This is a genomic window from Kribbella sp. NPDC023855 (genome assembly GCF_040639475.1).
GTDB lineage: Bacteria > Actinomycetota > Actinomycetes > Propionibacteriales > Kribbellaceae > Kribbella.
Map to the genome: position 1 here is coordinate 319,463 of NZ_JBFAAA010000002.1, position 17,290 is coordinate 336,752.

The following is a 17,290-nucleotide window of genomic DNA, read 5'->3' on the forward strand; positions in this document are numbered from 1 at the left end:
CAGCGCTAGATCGAAGCGGCTCCGTCGATGACCAGGACCTGGCCGTTGATGTTGGTGTTGTCGAGCAGCAGCATGCGGACCACCGGGACGACTTCTTCCGGCTCGGTCAGGTGGCCGGTCGGGGTGCGGCGGACGATCTGGTCGAGCTGCGTCTGGCCGAGGACGGCCGACATCTCCGAGGCGAAGAAGCCGGGCGCGACCGAGTTGACCAGCACGCGACCGCCCAGCTCGCGAGCCATCGACCGGGTCGCCGCGTCCAGACCGCCCTTCGTCGCGGAGTACGCGACCAGCCCCGGGTAGCCGCGTTGTGCGCAGATCGAGGTGACGTTGACGATCCGGCCCTTCAGGCCCTTGGCCAGCATCCGGCGGAGGACGAACCGGGTGAGGATCAGCGGCGAGGTGAGGTTCGTCTGGATGATGCCGGCGAGCTGCTCGGCCGACGTGTGGACGTGCAGTGAGTCCTGACCGACGGCGGCGTTGTTCACCAGCCCGTCGATCGGGCCGAGCTTCTCTTCGACCTCCTTGACGAACGCCTGCGTCGCCTTCGCGTCGTTCACGTCTACTGAACCGACGTGCAGATGATCCGGGTACTTCGCCGCCAGCGCCATCAGCTCGGCGGTCACCGTCCGCGCGAAAGCCGCAACCTTCACGCCGCCCGCGAGCAGGTCGGTGACGATCGCCAGTCCGAGACCGCGCGAACCACCAGAGACGAGCACCACCGAGGACGGCGGTACTCCGAGAGCGTCAGACATCGCTTTTCAACGTCTCCTTCTGCGGGATCTCGGCGAGGAACTTGATCCGCCGCGGTACGCCGTAGTCCGGCAGCCGGTGCGAGCACCAGTGGACCAGGTCCTCGTCGGTGATCGGCCCGATGTCGGGGTTCGCCACCACCTCGGCGGCGACCATCCGGCCGACCAGCGGCGCCTTGCGGGCGAACACCCGCGCCCAGGCGACACCCGGATGGGCCATCAGGACGTTGCGGACCACACCAGCCGACACCTTCGAGCCGCCAACGTTGATCTCGTCGCTGTCCAGCCGGCCGGTGATCAGCACTCGGTCACCGGCGAACTCGACCCGGTCGCCAGTCCGGACGGCACCGTCCATCCCGGCACCGTGGTGCGGAGACGTGATCACCAGCTCGTCGCCGTCGACCGAGAGGATCGGGCGCTCGTCGTCCGGATCCGGTTTGCGATCCAGCCAGGCCTTGGGGAAACCCGCCAGACCGTCGTGGACGACGATCGACGCGCCGACCTCCGAGGACGCGTAGATCCACGAGACGCGCGCCTTCGGGAAGATGTCGCGCAGCCGGTCGAGGATGGTCTGGTCCACCGGTTCGCCGCCCAGGGTGATCTGCTCGAGCGGCACCTTGGCGAGCGCCTCGGTGTCACGGTAGATCGTCTGGCGCCAGAAGGTCGGCGTACCGGAGGCCGCGGTGACGCCGTGTTCGGCGGCGATCGACGGCCAGATCTCCAGCTCGGACGGCTCGATCACGACCAGGCCCTGGTCGGCCTGGGTGAGCGAGATCGTCACAACCTGCCACCAGGCGTAGGTGCCCGGCGAGTAAGGGAGCAGCCAGGTGCGCGGCTGCTGCTGGGTGGTGACCGTGGTCAGCGACTCGAGGGTGTGGCCAATGCGCGTCGGGCGGCCGGTCGAACCCGAGGTGAGCAGCCAGGCGCGGCCGGATTCCTCCACCCGCTTCAGTTTCGCGGGCTCGACGGAGTGCTCGTCGCCCTTGGCGATGACGATCGCGAAGCCCGAGGCCGCGAGCTCTTCCCGCATGCTCAGGTCGACGCGCGAGGTGGTCGCGACCAGCAACTCGGTGCCGTGCACGGCGTGATGCCGTACGGCGGCCAGCGCGTCCGCACCGTTGTCGACCAGGACCGCGGCCGGCGAGGGCAGCTGCGGCAGTTTGTGCAGGGTCCGCCACGTCACGGTCTTGCCGCCGGCGACGACGGTGTTGTCGTCCCCGATCAGGGCGGTGGACCGGCGCCGCGTGGTCACGCCGACTGGAGCTGCTCGATGAAGTCCAGCACGTCGCCGACCTTGGCGATCTGGCGCAGCCCCGGCGCGTCGAAGTTCAGCTCGTCGCCGATCTCGTCCTCCACCCGCAGCGCGAGCTCGGAGAAGTCCAGGGACCGGAAGCCGATCTCCCGCAGGTCGGCCTCGTCGTCGGCCGGCAGCGTCTTGCCCTGCGCTTTCAGCACCGCTCCCATCAGGTCCCGGATCTGCTCCCGCGTCAGCTCAGCCATGACCACAGAGCCTAGCGCGGAGCGGGATCTGGTTCGTTGCTGGCGCTGGAAAGTTTTCGGCGCACCCGGCGGAGCCGGTCCCGGATCTCCCAGCCGATCAGTGCGAGCATCGGGGCGGCGGCCGCGGACGCGGCGAGCAGCACCTCTTCGACCGGTAGTCCCGCAATATGCTGGGCAGCCATGACCGTGACCTCCCGTGCGCTGTGTGACGGACAATAGGGAGTTCGCCTACTCAGTGTAAGGGCGCGAAGTCGGTCGGTAAACGGCTCAGGACGCGAGCGAGAGGACCGTATGACGAGACCAGGACGGGCGATGCGCCTTGCCGCGATGGTGAGCCTGCCCGTGCTTCCGCTCGCCTGGTTCATCGCATTGCAGGACCACGCCCCCTGGATGGCCGCGGCGTACCTGGTCTATCTGGTGCTGGTGATCGGCGTCCCCGGCACGCTGTTCTGGCGCCGGCTGACCGGCGGCACCGGCTGGTTCACCGTCGACGCGGCCCTCGGTACTGCGTTCGGTCTCGCGGTCGAGGCGCTGATCTATCCCATCGGCCGGTACTTCGACATCCCGCTGGCCGCCCTGGTGATGCCGGCCCTCGCAATGGGTGTTTTCCGCGCGATCCCGAAGCGCGCCGTGCCGGTGAAACACACGCCCTGGTGGGCGATGGCCGGCGTGATGGTCGCCGTTGGTGTGGTCGCGGCCTGGTTCGTCCGGGTCGGTTCGCAACTGATCCCCATCGACGGGCCCGCGGCCCTGCGCTCGGACTCCGACGCGGCGCGCAACCTGGCGCTCGCCGGTGAGCTGACTCATCACTTCCCACCGGAGCTTCCGTACGCGTCCGGCCGACCCCTCACCAGCCACTTCGCCGTCTACGACCACCTGGCTTCGGCGCACTGGATCACCAGCGTGGAGCTCGACGTACTGACGCACCGGATGGCGCCGTTCGCCTTTCTCCTGTTGACGGTTCTCGGCGCCGCGGCGGTCGGGGTCGTGCTGACAGGGCGCGCTGTGGCGGCGCCGATCGCTGCCGGGCTCACGGTGGCCGCAGGAGATTTCACTGCCTGGCCCTGGGCCGTCGATTCCCGGCTGTTCAACGACAGTCCTTTCTCGATGGGGCAGTTCTCCCATCCGTCACAGGCCTTCTCCACAGTGCTGATGCTGCCGCTGATCGCGGTCACTGCCCTGTTGCTGCGCCGCAAACCGACGCAGACGCGTGCGCAGGTCACTGCCCTGCTGGTGGCGGCCGGCATCCTCATCGCCGCTCTCTCCGCGACCAAGGCGTCCGCCCTGCCGGTGTACGCCGTCGGGCTGGCCGCCGCGTGGGTCTACCTCACGGTGCGGGCCGGTCGGCCTAACCTGCGGGCGCTCGCACTCGGTGCGGGTGTCGCAGGCTGGTACGGGTTCATGTTCCTCGTCGTACTGCGCGGCAAGCGGTCCAACGTCGAGTTCCAGCCCGCCAAGACCTTCCGGCACATGATGGACGTGATGACGCAGCAGCACACCACCGCGGCCCTGGTGGCGATCGCAGTCATCGTGGCGCTCGGCTGGTTGCTGCCTGCTGCTGGTGCCGTGCTGATCCGCCGGCGCGTGCCACGCGATCCGATGGTTGTCCTGATGCTGGTCAGCCTGATCAGCTCGGTCGTCGCGGCCGGCCTGCTGTACGACGGCGGCCAGACCCAGGTCTTCTTCGCCCGCAGCGGCTTCATCTACGGAGTACTGCTGGCCACCTGGGGTCTCGGCTCACTCGACCGCAAGCAGTACTACGTCGCGGCGCCGGCGCTGCTGATCGGAGCTGCCGCGATTTCCTGGGGGCGCTACCGCTCGGACGACTCGTGTACGACTGCGAACTGCTTCGCACAGCCGTTGGTGGTGGCGCTGGTCATCGCGCTCATTGGTGCCGGCGTGCTGGTGTTGTCGCGACGCCTGAAGCGGCAGCTGTGGGCAGTGGTCGGGGTTGGGGTCGCGCTGGGCATGACGGTGTCGCCGACCTTGGAGTCACTGGACGAGTTCGCCACCACCCCGCTGACGGCGTACGAGTCGATCGCGCCGGGTGGGATCGAGGCGGCACGATTCATCCGGCGGAACTCGGGGCCGAACGACCTGATCGCCACGAACATCCACTGCCGGCAGGCGGGCGTGGATCGCTGCCTGACCGGGTCCTACTGGCTCGCCGGGTACGCCGAACGGCGGGTGCTGGTGGAGGGCTGGGCATACACCCAACGCGTCGACGACAGCTACTCGGCGGACGAGAAGGTCCAGGGTGCCTTCTGGAATCCCGAGCGGCGGCGACTGAACGACGAGGCCTTCACCGCGCCGACCCGGGAGGTGCTGGAGACGCTGCGCACGCAGTACGGCGTGCAGTGGTTGCTGGCCGACGAGCGCGTGGGCACACCCCCGGAGCTGCTCGAGCGGCTGACCCAGTTGCGCTTCCACTACGGCACTGTCCGCGTCTACCAGCTCTTCCCAGTCCCCACGCCGACGCCCCAGGCGCCCCAAACGCCCGGCGGCTCTCCGTCGCAGCCGCCGGGCGGTACTCCTTCACGGACCCCAGTCAGCTGAAGGTGGGAATGGGGATGCTTTGCACGGCGGCTCGGTTCAGGGCGGTCACCGTGTAGAGATAGCGGTGGCCGTCGACGGCTGTGGTGTCCACGAAGGTCGTCCCGCGCTGGGTGGCGAGCAGGTTGCGCGCGTCGTTGTCGGGACACCAGTCGCCGGCGGTCACGTCGCGGCGGTAGATCGCGTACGACGTGGTGTTGGCCGAGGTCGGCGTCCACTGGAGCCGGACGCCGGTGGAGGTCCGGTCCGACCGCAACGCGTGAACCGGCAGCGGCGCACGCGAGACGAGCGACGGCATCGCCGGGAGCAAGGCCGGACGCGTGTACCACGTGCTGTTGAGCAGGCTGGTCGCGCCAAGGCGATCCGCGCGCACATCCTTGGCAGAGAAGAAGATGTCGCCCTTCACCTCAGGTACTGTCGTGTTGAAGGCCAGGTGATCGCTCAACTCTTTCGGGTCCGACCAGTCGGGCGACTGCGCCGACGTACCGACCTTGTAGGTCGCCTGGCCGATGTAGAGATGAACGTCGGTGCCGCGGACCTGTTCGGCCCACCACGGCACCAGCTTGTTGTAGTCGGCAGGAGCGAATCCGCCCGCCCAGTAGACCTGCGGGACGATGTAGTCGATCCACTCCTCCCGCACCCAGCGCCGGGTGTCCGCCGCAAGGTCGTCGTACGTCTGCACGCCGGCAGTGGTGTCAGACCCCTGCGGGTCGGTCGCCTTGTTGCGCCAGACGGCGAACGGCGAGACACCGAACTTCACCCACGGCTTGGCCGCCTTGATCCGCTGCTGGAGCTCCTGGATCAACAGGTTGATGTTGTTCCGCCGCCACTCGGCCAGGGTCGGGAAGCCGGCGCCGTACTGCGCATAGGTGGCCGCGTCGTCGAAGACCTGGCCCGCCACCGGGTACGGGTAGAAGTAGTCGTCGAAGTGCACGCCGTCGAGGTCGTAGTTCGCGACGGCGTCCATGATCGCGTCCTCGACCAGCTTGCGCGCGGCGGGGATGCCCGGGTTGTAGTAGAGCTTGCCGCCGTACGTCACCACCCACTCTGGGTGCAGCCGGGCAGGATGCGTCGGCAGCAGCGCGTTGAGGTTGGTGCCCATCGAGAGCCGGTACGGGTTGAACCAGCCGTGCAGCTCCAGGTTGCGCTTGTGCGCCTCGGCGACGGCGAAGGCCAGCGGGTCGTAGCCCGGGTCGCCGCCCTGCGTGCCGGTCAGGTACTGCGACCACGGCTCGACCTTCGACGGCCAGAAGGCGTCGGCGGTCGGGCGGATCTGCAGGATGACCGCGTTGTGGCGCTGCCGGACCGCGTCGTCGAGCCAGCCGATCAGCTCGGTCTTCTGCTGCTCGGCCGTCAACCCGGTCTTCGACGGCCAGTCGATGTTCACCACCGAGGCGACCCAGCTGGCCCGGAACTGCCGCAGCGGCGTTTGCGGGTTCGCAGTACAGGAGGAAGCGGTCTCGCCGGCCGGTGGCGCGGCGGTCGCCGTACTGGTGAGGGCGCCGGCCAGCAGGCAGGCCGACGCGGTGAGGAGGCTCACGATCCGCCAGGCTTTCATGTCACTCTCCGACTGAACTCGTAGGCTGATTCGAAAGATAGTTACACAGTTGGGCCGGGCACAGAAGAGGTCGGTACGGTTGGGCCATGCTGCGCCAGGCGACGGACGACGACGTCGACACCATCCGGGCCCTGCGGAACCAGCAGGCCAACCGCGATGTCAGTCTGACCGCGCACGCGATCTCTGCCGCGGAGCACGCCGCGTGGTGGGCCAAGGCGAGCATCGATCCCGCCCGCCGCGTGCTGATCTACGACCGCGAGGGCCGGACCGCCGGGGTGGTGAACTTCTTCGACCTCGAGCTCGACGCCTCCCCGCGCACCGGAGCCTGGGGGTTCTTCCTCGACGCCGAGGGGCTGGCCGAGCGCGGCGAGACGCTGCCCGCCTGGATCGAGGTGATGAAGGAGGCCGTCGGCTACGCCTTCGACACCCTCGGCCTCGACGAGCTGACCGGTGAGGTGCTCGAGCACAACACCGTCGTACGGCAGATGAACCGGCGGTTCCGGTTCACCGAGGGCGAGCCGGAGTACCGGTACGCCGACGGGCGCGACCTCGTCGTGCTGCCGATCAAGCTGACCAAGGACAACCGGCGCAAGCCGAAGGAGACCAGATGAGCACGACCCGGACCATCGACTTCGGCGGCGTCCCGGTCGGGCCGGAGCACCAGCCGTTCGTGATCGCCGAGATGTCGGGCAACCACAACGGCGAACTCGAGCGGGCCAAGGACATCGTCCGGGCGATGGCGGAGACCGGCGTGCACGCGCTGAAGCTGCAGACGTACACCGCGGACACCATCACCCTCGACGTCGACCTGCCCGCGTTCCGGCTGCCGGCCGAGCACGAGCTGTGGGGCGGCGCTCGTCTCTACGACCTGTACAACGAGGCACACACGCCCTGGGAGTGGCACGAGCCGCTGTTCGAGCTGGCCAACTCCCTCGGCATGCTGGCCTTCTCGTCGCCGTTCGACCCGACGGCGATCGAGTTCCTGGAGAAGCTGAACGTCCCGGCGTACAAGGTCGCCTCGAACGAGATCGGGGACCTGCCGCTGATCCGCGCGATGGCCGCGACCGGCAAGCCGATCATCATTTCGACCGGGTCGGCGACGCTGACCGACATCGACGCGGCGGTGCGCGCGGCGCGGTCCACCGGCAACGAGCAGATCGTCGTGCTGTCCTGCACCGCGAGCTACCCGGCCCCACCGGAGCAGTCGAATCTCCGCGGCATCCCGGTACTGCGCGACGCGCTCGGCGTCCAGGTCGGTCTGTCGGACCACACGATGGGCATCGGCGCCTCGATCGCCGCGGTGGCTCTTGGCGCCACGGTCATCGAGAAGCACGTCACCCTCTCCCGTGCCGACGGCGGCGTCGACTCCGCGTTCTCCCTGGAGCCGGACGAGATGAAGGCGCTGGTCGAAGCCACCCGCGTTGCACAGCTGGCACTGGGCGAGCCGGTCATCGGGCCGAAGCAAGCCGAGCAGAATGTTCTGCGCTTTCGCCGTTCCCTTTACGTCACCCGCGACGTCAAGGCGGGCGAGAAGGTCGGGCCCGACAACGTTCGCTCGGTCCGGCCCGCCGGTGGTCTGCCGCCGGATGCCTTCAGTACCGTCGAAGGCCGTCCCTTCCGTACCGACGCCCCGGCCGGTAGCCCTTTGACCTGGGATCTTCTCTAACTACCGTCCCGAAAGGTCTGGTCGTGCTCGTCTCCGTAGTCGTGCCGTGCTATCGATCGGCCGCGACCCTGCCCCAACTGGTCGACGACCTGGTCCAGGTGCTGCCCACGGTCACCAGCGGGTTCGAGATCGTGCTGGTGGTGGACGGGAGCCCGGACGACACCTGGCAGGTCGCCAGCGAGCTGGCGAACAAGTACCCCCAGGCCCGGGCGATGCGGCTGGCCCGGAACTACGGCCAGCACAACGCGTTGATCGCCGGCGTGCGGAACGCGCGGTACGAGGTGGTCGTCACGATGGACGACGATCTGCAGCACCCCGCTGATCAGGTGCCGGTGCTGCTGCGGGCACTGACCGACGACGTCGACCTGGTGTACGGCGTACCGGCCGAGGAGGAGCACGGGTTCGCGCGGAGCTTCTCGTCGCGGTTGGTGAAGGGCGCGCTGGCGTCCGCGATGGCGGTCCGGGATGCCCGGTCGATCAGCGCGTTCCGGGCCTTCCGGACCTTCCTGCGGGACGGGTTCGACGGGCTGGACGGGCCGCACGCTTCGGTGGACGTCGCGCTGTCCTGGTCGACCACGCGGATCGCGCAGACCACCGTCCGGATGGATCCGCGCACGGTCGGCCAGTCGAACTACACGACCTGGATGCTGATGAAGCACGCGCTGACGCTGATCACCGGGTACTCGGTGGAGCCGCTGCGGCTGGTCGGCTATCTCGGCTTCATCTGCGCGGTGTTCGGCGTCGGGCTGTTCGGCGTGATCATCGTCAAGTACGTGACGGGTGCGACCACGGTGGCCGGGTTCACCACGATCGCGTCGATGGTCGCGTTGTTCTCCGGCGCGCAGATGCTCGCGCTCGGCGTCCTGGGTGAGTACATCGGCCGGTTGCACTCGGGGGCGATGGGCCGGCCGACGTACGTGATCCGCGAGCGCACCGACGTGGACGCCCACCCCGACATCACCAGCGAGCCCGACATCAAGCGTGAGGACTGACATGGAGTACCTGCTGTTTCCCGGGCGGCACCACGTCCTCACCCGGTTCCAGGCGGAGTTCCTGCGCCGGTACGACGCGACGATCGTCTGGGCGGTGACGTCGGCCAACCACCACACCACCAAGCGCAACCCGGTGCCCTTCGACCGGCGCGAGGCCGCGATCGAACGGCTCAGCGTGGCGGTCGGCATCCGGTCGCTGGTGATCGGCGTGGTGGACACGCCACCGACCGACGACTTCGCCGACGTCACGATCAAGGCGGTCGAGGCCGGGACCGACGACCAGGTGCAGCTCGATCCGGGCAACACCGTCGTCGCCTGTTCGACGCCCGAGGTCGCCAAGCTGTACGAGCAACTCGGCTACCAGGTGATCGGGGTCGAGCCCGAGGACCAGCCGCGGCCGTGGGACGTCCTGCTGATGATTGCCGCGGGCAACAACGAGTGGCGGCAGCTGGCGCATCCGGCGACGGTCGACGTGTTCGACCGGTACCACCTGGACGCGCACCTCCGGCGGTGCGTCAACGACCCGGTGGTCGGCGACGACGGCGGGTTGACCACGACCCGCGACTACAAGACCTACGCGGACGCCTTCGAGACCGCGGCCGACCGGAAGTGGCAGCAGATCAAGGACTTCGTCCGGCCCGGGCGCATCCTCGACATCGGCTGCGCGACCGGCGCCACGCTGCAACTGGTCGACAACGACCCGCGTTTTCACGAGTCCGACCTGATCGGCGTCGAGGTCGCCCGGCACCTGTACGCCGAATGCGTGCACAAGAAGGAGCAAGGGCTCTTCCACAACCCGAACGTTTACTTCTACCAGCGCAACATGCTCGGCTCCGCCGTCTTCCCCGCCCGGTCGATCGACACCACGCTCACGCTGGCGCTGACGCACGAGATCTGGTCGTACGCCGATGGGTCGCGGCCGGAGACCGTGCAGCGCTTTGCCGACGCGCTCTTCGCCCACACCGCGCCCGGCGGCGTCTGGGTGAACTCCGATGTCTGCGGTCCGGCCGAGCCGGAGCGGAGCGTAGTACTGGAACTGGACGACAGCGACGGGTCGAATCCGGAGGGGCCGGTGGAGTTGGAGGCGCTGGCGGATCCGGCGGCGTACATCTCCAAGCTGTCCACGCGGGCTCGGTTTTTCCAGTTCGCGCAGGACTTCCGGCGGAACGCGTCGGTGCCGTTCGAGTACTCCGAACGCGACGGCAAGCTGGTGCTCCGGTTGGCGGACGCGATGGACTTCCTGACCCGCAAGGACTACGTGGACAACTGGCTGAGTGAGACCCACGAGCAGTTCTGCGGACTCAACTTCGCCGGCTGGTCGGCGGTCGCGACCCGGGCCGGCTTCACCGTCGACCCCGCCTCGAAGGCGTGGCGCAACGACTGGGTGATCGACAACCGGATCGCGCCGGTTGCCTCACTCAGTACGCCCACGGGTGAAGCCGTCGAGTGGCCGGACACGCACCAGTTGCTGATCGCCCGTCGTTAGAACCTGTTGCCGAGCTTCTTCTTGAGCCGGCGCTTGACCTTGTAGGCGAACTTGCGCGGGTTGCGGATGGTCGCCGCCTTGCGAATCAGCGTGGCGGCGGCGTACGCGCGGGAGTTGCGGAAGCGGGTGCGTTCGGCGTTGGCCTTCTGGACTTGGAGCCGCAGGTCACGCAGCCGAGCCTCGCGGGTCTTGAGCGCCTTGTCGCGGAATCCGAGCGTGCGCTCGAGCCCGAAGACGTGGCCTTTCAGCTCGAACAACTCCTGCTTGGCACGCTCGGCATCAGCCAGAGCGGTCCGTACGTCGGGAGTCTGCGTCTCCACCTTGCCAAGGGCTACGGACAACGCGGCCGCGATCTCCTTGCCTCGGGCAACTGATTGGTCGGGTGCGCCGGACATGCCGAGCCAGGCGGTGACGAGATCGTCCCCCACCATCCACGGCGGCCACGGGTGGCGCCGGTGGCTCTCGATCAACCGCGCGTGGAACCGCTGCCAAGCGGCCGCCAGCAGCTCTCCCCGCTCGGCGTCAGCCACCCAACCAGACACGCCAAACGCAAACGAGTCACCGTCGACGACGATGTCGTCCCATCGCAAGACCACCCGCCCGCTCTGCGCCGACGCCCACTCGCCAAGCCGTCCAGCGAGCGCACGAAACGCCGGCACATCCTCAGCAGCAGCAAGTCGAAGGAGAAGCGTCTCGACGCTGCTCCCGCCGGGAACCACAGAAGAGACAGCCGAAACGTCGAAGGAAACAGCACCCGCTGAAAGCGGGGCGGTAGCCGGGGCGCCGGCGACAGCTGTGGTCCAGCCGGTGGGGGTGCGGGTGGCGGTGAGGATGACTGGGCCGGTCTCGGTGTAGATGTCGTGCTGGCTGGGAGCGGCTGTGATCGCCAGCCAGCCTGTGGAGGTGGAGGCTAGTAGGCCTGCTCGGGCCGCAGTGTCTGCGGCTTCTGCGATGGGGGTGAGGAGTGGGGTGTCCGTTGCTTCCAGTGCCTCGGTTGCTAGGCGGGCTGGAAGGGTGCCGGGGCGGGCGGCTGCTGCGACGTCTACTGCTAGCAGGGTCTTGTCGGCGTAGGTGGCGTAGACCGAGTGCAGGGGCAGGCCGACTCGGGCTAGTTCGGAGGCTAGTTGTACTGGGGAGACCGGGCGGGTCGGGTCGTCGTGGAGGGGGCGCCATTCGTCGTCGCCGTGGCGTTCCGGCGACGGGCGGCTGTCCAGCAACGCGGTGAGGGAGAACTCGTTCTCAAGACCCAGCACCAGCACGGTTTCCGGCGTACAGAGGGCTGCCAGGGCGTCCAGGCGTTGGGGCCAGCTCAGGTCGTCGCTGTCGTAGCCCAGCACGCGGTCCAGCCCGTCGACGGCGACCACGGTCTCGTACGGCGTACCGGTGAGGCCGTCGAGGGCTCCGGCGATCACCTGCAGGTCGGGGAACTGTTCTGCCAACGAGGAAGCGTCGGAGACCGAGCGGACCAGCATGGTTGCCGATGACGCCTTGGCCAGGACAGCAGCGACGAGGTCGGCCGTATGCGGGCCGACGATCAGGGTGCGAGCGTCAGCCGGCAGTACGTCGTCCAGCAGGGCCCGGAGTACCGGTCCCCCGACAGCCTGGCGCTTGCCTTGGTAGTCGCTCCACGGCTGCATCTCTCCGCGAACCACCTCGACGGCCAGCTGGTGGTCAGACACGCTCTCTCCAATCGAACAACATCCGCAGTTCGGCCGGTGGCATCATCCACGGCACGCCGAGTTCCAGGTCGGTGGTCGCCCGCGCGGCCGCCAGGTCGATCTCCTTGCCGAGCATCTCCGGCCACAGCCGCGCGATCCGCGCCTCGCCGCCGAAGAGCGGGTTCTCGCCGGCCATCTGCATCGGGTCGCCGTACACGGCCGGTTCGCAACCGGCGGCGATCCCGTAGAAGACCGCGGTGGACAGCCGGTTGGCCGCCACCCGCTTGTGCTTGCGCAGCTCGACCAGCTGCTTGTAGAGGAACCGCCGGTCGGTGCCCTCGTAGGAGAACCCGCGCCGCCCGAAGGACACCACCCGGAACCCCGCGTCCTCGTAGGACTTCCGGATCTCCGGCCGGTCGTACTCCGTGTAGTACAGGCTGAACGTGACCGGGCCGGGCTCGGTCTCGCGGATCTCGTCGATCAGGCGTTTGTGGTCGCCCTCGATCTTGCCGCCTTCCCAGCCGTGGAAGAGGAACCAGAGCGTGCCTTCGCGCTCCTCCTCCGGCACGACGCCGAGCTCCGGTTCGAGGTCGAGCAGATACAGGAAGGGCGCGCCGATGCTGTGGTAGTTCCGTCGGCCGAGCGCGTGCCCGCGGCGCCGGGGCGCATCGCTCCAGGTAAAGCGCCAGGCGCCGTCGAAGAACTCGTGCACCGGGTTCCAGCCGTCGCCGATGTTCCAGCCATGCTGGAGGTAGCCGCGCAGTCGTGGCGGCTGCTCGTCGTCCAGACCGGCATACCGGGCGAGGATGTGCGCCTGACCGTAGTAGTGGTTGTGGTGATGCATCAGCGAACCTCGACGTGAAGAGTGCCTGCGTGCGGCCGCACACCCAGTGTGTGACCGTTCTGGTCGACCACCAACGGCAACCGGCCGGCCAGGAACGGCTCGCACTGCACGGCCTGTGCCGAGCCGTCCTCGGCGACCGCGAACAGGACCCAGTCGGCCAGGCTGGCCAGTGGATCGACCGCGTGCGCGACCGGGTTGGCCGGGATCAGCGCCGGCAACTTCACCGCCGCCGTCCATTGCCCGTCCCACAGCGTACTGCGGCAGGTGACATCCAGGTGGTCGTCCGAGTCGTCGATGTACCGCCGCCAGCTGAAGGTGTGGGTGACATCGGTCGACGGCCCACTGATCCGCAACTCATTGCTCTCAGCAACAAACAGGGCCCGCTCGGCGATCAGCCGGGCCGGTCCTTCGTGCAGGTTGACGTAACCGCCGGTCGAGCGGGTCAGGGAAACCAGCCGGCCCTGTTCCAGGTGGTTGGCGGCCTGCTCCTCGGCCGTCCAGAGCAACAGCTTCTCGGTGCCGTCGCTGCCCACCAGCCGGAACGCCCAGGTGGTGCGCTGGCTGAACGGGTCGTCCGGGTTCGTCTCCGCGATGATCGGCGCATAAGGGATCCGCACGCTGAAGCGCCCGTCGCTCGACAACTCCACCGACAGCACTTGGTCCTGCCCCGACAACGGCCTGGTCAGCTGCAGCTTGGGGTCTTCCATTGTGGCCGGCACGCGACCCCGTAGTACGAGGGCGTCTTCGAACTGCTCGACCGAGGTCAGGCGGCAGGGGTCGACCATCCGGCGCAGTACGAAGGCTCCGTCGGGCGCAGGGCCGGGCTGCACCCAACTGTTGGGGCCGATCCAGCTACCGGGCGGCCATCCTGGGCTACCGGCCTTCTGTCCGCGCAACTTGCCTTCTCGCCGCGCCTTCCCAGACTTCATCCGTACTGCGAAGTGCGCGGGCGCGCCCGTGTCGGCCAGCTTGGCCAGCAACGGCTTGTCGAGGTGCACCTCGAACCCGACGGGCGCGGTGTCGCCGTGCGAGTCGGTCGCGTCGTACCGGCGTACTGCGAGCGGTGTCTCGGCGCCGGCGATCACCAGCGCGATCCGCAACGTCGAGGAGGCGTCGGTCGCCAGGTGACGGATCTCGGCGGTGCCCTTGATCGACAGGCCGCCGTCCCGCCAGGCGACGTGCTGGACGGTGGTCGCCAGGGTCAGCTCACGCGTCGGCAACTGGTAGAGCGAGCGGGGAATCGCCGTGTTCGCCTCGTGGACGCCCGGGTAGTTGTGCTCGAACTGCCGCCGCCGGCCTGGCTTCCGCAGAGCCCGGGCGCCGCCCCGCAGACCGCCCTCGTGCCGGAAGTGCGCCAGCCGGCGAAGCAGGTCGACGTCGCCCGCCCGCAGAGCAGCGTGCTGCAGCCGGTCGTAGCCGTGGGCACGAGTGAGCACGGACGGGTCCAGCCGGTCCAGGAGACGGCAGGCGAGCAGGACGAGGTTCTGCTCTTCTTCCTCGGGCACGGTGCCGAACGCCATCATCAGCGTCAGCATGTCGATCTGGGTCAGGTGCGAGTGCACCCGTCGCCTGATCTCCCCCAGACCGGGCTGGCCGGAGTCGATCAGGTCGAGCACCAGCTCCGCCGAGGTCACCCGGTCGGCCAGGTTGCCGAACTGGAACTTCTGCTGGGTGATCGACTCGCCCGACTCCCGCTCGCGCCAGTAGTAGACGGGCGCGGCGAGGGCGTCGACGGTGACCGCGTCCAGGTGTGCCCGCAGGGTGACCGGATAGTCCTCGTAGCGGATGGCGGGGAACTCGTAGCCGTGCTCGTCCCAGAAGGAGCGCCGGTAGACCTTGTTCCAGACCATCCGGTCGAGGATCAGGTCCGGTGTCTCGATCACGTGCGTCGCGATCCGGTCGGTGGCGAACGGCAGCCGGTGGATCCACGACGGCCGGACGCCCGCGCTGTTGTTGAACCGCCGCGCGTTGCCGCCGGCCAGGCAGGACCCGGTCTCGTCCAGCGTCCGGATCAGTCGCTCGAAGCCGTGCCGACTGACCAGGTCGTCACTGTCGACGAAGGTCAGGTAGTCGCCCTGGGCCTCCCGGACGCCGGTGTTGCGGGCCGGACCGAGTCCCTGGTTGTCCTGCTCGACGATTCGGAACCGGGAGTCGCGCTGGCAGAAGTCCTTCGCGATCGCCGCGCTGTCGTCCGGCGACCCGTCGTCGACCAGGATCGCCTCGAAGTCGGCGAAGGTCTGCAGAGCGATCGACTCGAGACAGTCGCCGATGTACTCCCCGACGTTGTAGAACGGCACAATCACGCTCAGCCGCGGCGTCAAAACTGCAGTATCCCCTCGGCTCAGTCGAATGCGGTGGTCATGCTAGCAGTAGCCGGGCGGTTACTAAGTGCACTGTCAGCAGTGTGTGTACGGGCTCAAAACCGTACCTTGCCCAGGCGCGCTGGACACCGGTGTTATGCCCCTGTGTGGAGATCACCAACCGTCGGCTGGTGCTCGCATCTTCGACCGCTGCGAGCAGGTGCGCGTAGCGCCCCCGTCCCTGCTCAGCCGGTACGACGCCGGCCAGCTCCACCTCGGTCCACGACCGCTGCTGGTCGATGGTCGCCAACGCGAGCACCCGGCGATCGGGGCCCCGCAGTACGACGGCACCGAACTCGGCGACGCTGCGGCGGGCCCACTCCTGGTACCCGGCGAGTGCCTCCGAGCGTTTGAACAGCGGGTTCGCGCAGTAGTGATTGCCGTAGTCGCCGAAGATGTCGCCGACCAGGTCGTCCAGGAGGTCGTCGTCGACCGTCTCCTCCAGGCTCGCGGTGAACCCGGCCAGGGGCGCCGGACGACGTCCCTTGCCGACCGGCAGCGCCCAGTAGACGAGGCTGTCGGCCAGGAGCGCCGTCCGCGGACCAGTGGCCAGTGCTGCGAACCAGCTCACCTCGCGGGCGGGATAGCGCAGTACGACGACGTCGGCGGCGGACTTGTCGACAGCGGCGAGCACCTCGTCGAGCGGCGTACCGGCTGAGGCTGAGACGGTGATGCGGTCGACCGAGACGCCAAAACGCTTCGACTCGTACTCTGCCGGCCTACTGGTCAGCTCCCCGGCTTCCAGGGCGTCGTACCAGCTCATGCGTCGGCCAGGTTGTAGGGGAGGACGCCGCCGATCACGCGGCTCTGCTCGTCTGCCGTCAGCTGGCTGAACAAGGGCAGCCGGACCAGCCTGCTGCTCACCTGCTCGGTCACCTCGCAGCCGCCGGGTGCGACGCGCCCGTAGCGTTCACCGGCCGGTGACGAGTGCAGCGGGACGTAGTGGAAGGGCGCACTGATGTTGAGCTCGCGTAGGTGAGCTATCAGGCCCAACTGGTCCTCATGCGACGGCATCAGCAGGTAGTAGAGGTGCGCGGGATGCACACACTCCGTCGGGACGGTCGGTACGCCGACTCCGCGCGAGGCGGCCCAGACGGCAAGCTCCTCGTCGTAGCGGTTCCAGATCGCGTGACGTGGCTGCTGGATGCGGTCGAACTGCTCCAGCTGGGCCGTCAGGAAGGCAGCGAGCGGGTCGGCCGGCAGGTAGCTGGAGCCGATGTCGACCCAGCTGTACTTGTCCACCTGGCCGCGGAAGAACTGGCTGCGATTGGTGCCCTTCTCCCGGATCACCTCGGCCCGCGCGACCAGGCCGGCGTCGTTGAGCACCAGTGCGCCACCCTCGCCGCAGTGCACGTTCTTGGTCCCGTGGAACGACTGCGTCGCCATCAGCCCGAACGAGCCGAGCGGACGACCGCGATACGTCCCACCGAGCCCGTGCGCGTTGTCCTCGATCACCGCCAGCCCGTACTTCGCCGCGACGGCGAGCACCTCGTCCATCGCGGCCGCGACCCCGCCGTAGTGCACGACGACGATCGCCTTGGTCCGCTCGGTGACGGCGGCCTCCAGCTGGGTCTCGTCCAGGTTGAGCGTGTCCGGCCGGATGTCCACGAAGACGGGTACGGCGCCGCGCAGTACATAGGCGTTCGCGGTCGAGACGAAGGTGAAGGACGGCATGATCACCTCGTCGCCCGGCGCGAGCTCGAGCAGCAGCGCGGTCAGTTCCAGCGCGTGTGTGCAGGACGTGGTCAGCAGCGAGGCGAGGCCGCCGGTGAGCTTGGTGATCAGCTCGGTCGCGCGGGCGGTGAAAGGACCGTCACCGGCGACCGCGGCGGAGGTGAAGGACTGGTTCACATAGGCGAGCTCGTTACCCGCCAGGTATGCCTTGACGAACGGGATCGGCGACAGCTCCGGCATGGAAACGGAG

Annotated in this window: 15 protein-coding genes; 5 read left to right on the top strand and 10 right to left on the bottom strand. The window is 68.4% G+C overall.

Annotated features, from left to right (window positions below):
• Positions 1-5 precede the first annotated feature (5 nt).
• The 4 genes from AB0F51_RS07205 to AB0F51_RS07220 are packed head-to-tail and all read right to left on the bottom strand — an operon-like array spanning position 6 to position 2,431.
• Positions 6-752 carry an SDR family NAD(P)-dependent oxidoreductase gene (locus AB0F51_RS07205; protein ID WP_360275392.1) on the bottom strand — a complete coding sequence of 249 codons (747 nt, stop codon included), beginning with the start codon at positions 750-752 and terminating at the stop codon, positions 6-8.
• Positions 745-2,001 carry a class I adenylate-forming enzyme family protein gene (locus AB0F51_RS07210; protein ID WP_360275395.1) on the bottom strand — a complete coding sequence of 419 codons (1,257 nt, stop codon included), beginning with the start codon at positions 1,999-2,001 and terminating at the stop codon, positions 745-747. Before AB0F51_RS07210 ends, AB0F51_RS07205 begins: the two co-directional genes overlap by 8 nt.
• A complete protein-coding gene (locus tag AB0F51_RS07215) occupies positions 1,998-2,249 on the bottom strand; it encodes an acyl carrier protein (protein ID WP_360275398.1) in 252 nt (83 codons plus the stop codon). The genes AB0F51_RS07210 and AB0F51_RS07215 overlap by 4 nt, the downstream gene beginning before the upstream one ends.
• Before the next feature lie 11 nt (positions 2,250-2,260).
• Complete coding sequence (locus AB0F51_RS07220; protein ID WP_360275401.1) at positions 2,261-2,431, bottom strand: hypothetical protein; 171 nt, start codon at positions 2,429-2,431, stop codon at positions 2,261-2,263.
• 109 nt (positions 2,432-2,540) lie between these two features.
• Between AB0F51_RS07220 and AB0F51_RS07225 the strand changes: the two genes are divergently transcribed.
• Positions 2,541-4,805, top strand: a complete 2,265-nt coding sequence (locus tag AB0F51_RS07225; RefSeq protein WP_360275403.1) for a hypothetical protein — start codon at positions 2,541-2,543, stop codon at positions 4,803-4,805.
• Here the strand turns inward: AB0F51_RS07225 and AB0F51_RS07230 are convergent.
• On the bottom strand, positions 4,798-6,360 hold the full coding sequence (locus tag AB0F51_RS07230; protein ID WP_360275406.1) for a family 10 glycosylhydrolase: 1,563 nt from the start codon (positions 6,358-6,360) through the stop codon (positions 4,798-4,800). The genes AB0F51_RS07225 and AB0F51_RS07230 overlap by 8 nt on opposite strands.
• Positions 6,361-6,446: 86 nt before the next feature.
• Here AB0F51_RS07230 and AB0F51_RS07235 point away from each other — a divergent pair, with 86 nt between their 5' ends.
• From AB0F51_RS07235 to AB0F51_RS07250, 4 genes are read left to right on the top strand one after another with little or no spacing between them, the layout of a single operon-like run.
• Positions 6,447-6,971, top strand: coding sequence for a GNAT family N-acetyltransferase (locus AB0F51_RS07235; RefSeq protein WP_360275408.1), 525 nt, complete (start codon positions 6,447-6,449; stop codon positions 6,969-6,971).
• Positions 6,968-8,026 carry a pseudaminic acid synthase gene (pseI, locus tag AB0F51_RS07240; RefSeq protein WP_360275411.1) on the top strand — a complete coding sequence of 353 codons (1,059 nt, stop codon included), beginning with the start codon at positions 6,968-6,970 and terminating at the stop codon, positions 8,024-8,026. The genes AB0F51_RS07235 and pseI overlap by 4 nt, the downstream gene beginning before the upstream one ends.
• A 23-nt stretch (positions 8,027-8,049) precedes the next feature.
• On the top strand, positions 8,050-9,018 hold the full coding sequence (locus tag AB0F51_RS07245; RefSeq protein ID WP_360275414.1) for a glycosyltransferase family 2 protein: 969 nt from the start codon (positions 8,050-8,052) through the stop codon (positions 9,016-9,018).
• Between the two features lies 1 nt (position 9,019).
• A complete protein-coding gene (locus AB0F51_RS07250) occupies positions 9,020-10,504 on the top strand; it encodes a class I SAM-dependent methyltransferase (protein WP_360275417.1) in 1,485 nt (494 codons plus the stop codon).
• On the opposite strand, the gene AB0F51_RS07255 is transcribed toward AB0F51_RS07250, so the two are convergent.
• From AB0F51_RS07255 to rffA, 5 genes are read right to left on the bottom strand one after another with little or no spacing between them, the layout of a single operon-like run.
• Positions 10,501-12,183: a hypothetical protein gene (locus AB0F51_RS07255; protein ID WP_360275420.1), complete on the bottom strand. Its 1,683-nt coding sequence runs from the start codon at positions 12,181-12,183 to the stop codon at positions 10,501-10,503. The two genes, AB0F51_RS07250 and AB0F51_RS07255, sit on opposite strands and share 4 nt — an antisense overlap.
• Entirely contained in the window at positions 12,176-13,006 is an 831-nt protein-coding gene (locus AB0F51_RS07260) for a hypothetical protein (RefSeq protein ID WP_360275423.1), read from the bottom strand. Before AB0F51_RS07260 ends, AB0F51_RS07255 begins: the two co-directional genes overlap by 8 nt.
• Positions 13,006-15,327: a glycosyltransferase gene (locus AB0F51_RS07265; RefSeq protein WP_360275425.1), complete on the bottom strand. Its 2,322-nt coding sequence runs from the start codon at positions 15,325-15,327 to the stop codon at positions 13,006-13,008. Before AB0F51_RS07265 ends, AB0F51_RS07260 begins: the two co-directional genes overlap by 1 nt.
• A gap of 37 nt (positions 15,328-15,364) precedes the next feature.
• On the bottom strand, positions 15,365-16,129 hold the full coding sequence (locus AB0F51_RS07270; RefSeq protein WP_360275427.1) for an N-acetyltransferase: 765 nt from the start codon (positions 16,127-16,129) through the stop codon (positions 15,365-15,367).
• Positions 16,126-17,280: a dTDP-4-amino-4,6-dideoxygalactose transaminase gene (gene rffA / locus AB0F51_RS07275; RefSeq protein WP_360275430.1), complete on the bottom strand. Its 1,155-nt coding sequence runs from the start codon at positions 17,278-17,280 to the stop codon at positions 16,126-16,128. Before rffA ends, AB0F51_RS07270 begins: the two co-directional genes overlap by 4 nt.
• Between the last annotated feature and the right edge of the window lie 10 nt (positions 17,281-17,290).

Coding starts and splice junctions, on each gene's coding strand:
- AB0F51_RS07205 (WP_360275392.1), bottom strand. CDS start 752: ATGTCTGACGCTCTCGGAGTACCGCCGTCCTCGGTGGTGCTCGTCTCT.
- AB0F51_RS07215 (WP_360275398.1), bottom strand. CDS start 2,249: ATGGCTGAGCTGACGCGGGAGCAGATCCGGGACCTGATGGGAGCGGTG.
- AB0F51_RS07220 (WP_360275401.1), bottom strand. CDS start 2,431: ATGGCTGCCCAGCATATTGCGGGACTACCGGTCGAAGAGGTGCTGCTC.
- AB0F51_RS07225 (WP_360275403.1), top strand. CDS start 2,541: ATGACGAGACCAGGACGGGCGATGCGCCTTGCCGCGATGGTGAGCCTG.
- AB0F51_RS07230 (WP_360275406.1), bottom strand. CDS start 6,360: ATGAAAGCCTGGCGGATCGTGAGCCTCCTCACCGCGTCGGCCTGCCTG.
- AB0F51_RS07235 (WP_360275408.1), top strand. CDS start 6,447: ATGCTGCGCCAGGCGACGGACGACGACGTCGACACCATCCGGGCCCTG.
- pseI (WP_360275411.1), top strand. CDS start 6,968: ATGAGCACGACCCGGACCATCGACTTCGGCGGCGTCCCGGTCGGGCCG.
- AB0F51_RS07250 (WP_360275417.1), top strand. CDS start 9,020: ATGGAGTACCTGCTGTTTCCCGGGCGGCACCACGTCCTCACCCGGTTC.
- AB0F51_RS07260 (WP_360275423.1), bottom strand. CDS start 13,006: ATGCATCACCACAACCACTACTACGGTCAGGCGCACATCCTCGCCCGG.
- AB0F51_RS07270 (WP_360275427.1), bottom strand. CDS start 16,129: ATGAGCTGGTACGACGCCCTGGAAGCCGGGGAGCTGACCAGTAGGCCG.
- rffA (WP_360275430.1), bottom strand. CDS start 17,280: ATGCCGGAGCTGTCGCCGATCCCGTTCGTCAAGGCATACCTGGCGGGT.